The organism is Neoroseomonas rubea, assembly GCF_016106015.1.
GTDB lineage: Bacteria > Pseudomonadota > Alphaproteobacteria > Acetobacterales > Acetobacteraceae > Neoroseomonas > Neoroseomonas rubea.
Genome location: NZ_JACADQ010000709.1, coordinates 1 through 735, shown reverse-complemented (window position 1 = coordinate 735; position 735 = coordinate 1). Strand labels below are relative to the sequence as shown.

The 735-nt window shown below is 75.6% G+C and carries 1 protein-coding gene; it reads right to left on the bottom strand.

Annotated features, from left to right (window positions below):
* A partial coding sequence (locus HW577_RS25975) for a lytic transglycosylase domain-containing protein (RefSeq protein ID WP_198378954.1) occupies positions 1-735 on the bottom strand: 735 nt, incomplete at both ends.

Sequence of the window (735 nt, the reverse complement as noted above, 5' to 3'; positions counted from 1 at the left end):
GCCCGCGCCCCGCCTCCCTGATTCAAGTGTGGCCGGAGTCCAGACGTGTGCTCTCCCGACCCCGCGCAGCCGCAACTCGACGCTCGGGACGCCGACGATCGGCCGCAGGTTCGGCTCCCGCGCGCCCAGCAGCAGCACGGCGCCGCGGCCGGAGGCGCAAAGCCCCGCCATCTGCGGCCCGGGCAGCGGGATGACGCCGGGCGCCGGCCCGGGCATGAAGCCCTGGCCCGTCATCGCCGTCATCACGCGCTGGTGGTAGATCGCGCCGCGCTCGGGCGTGGCGGAATGGTATTGCGCCGTCGCCGTCGCCCAATCCCCGGTGCGGGCATGCAGCGCGCGGAGGAACCGGACCGCGTAGGCGACATTGGTCGCGGGGTCGAAGCCGGCATCGACGCTGGGGAAGGCGTCCGGATGGTGCAGCAGGTTGATCTGCATGCAGCCGATGTCGATCGACCTGACGCCGCGGGCCTGGAGCGCCTGCACCTCGGCGACGGCTTCCGCGCGGTTCGCCGCGTAGCGGCCTTCCCCGGCGGCATTGTAGGACCAGGGCCAGGGCTGGACGCCGCCGCCGGGGGCACGGCGGCCCGTTTCCACCCGCGCGATGGCGCCGAGCAGCCCCGGCGGCAGGCCGGAATTCGCCTCGGCCGCAGCGATCGCCTGGGCGCAGGCGCTCCAGGGGTCGAGGCTGGCCACGATGACGGGCGCGGCGGCGGCGGCGGGCGCGCGGGCGGCGAC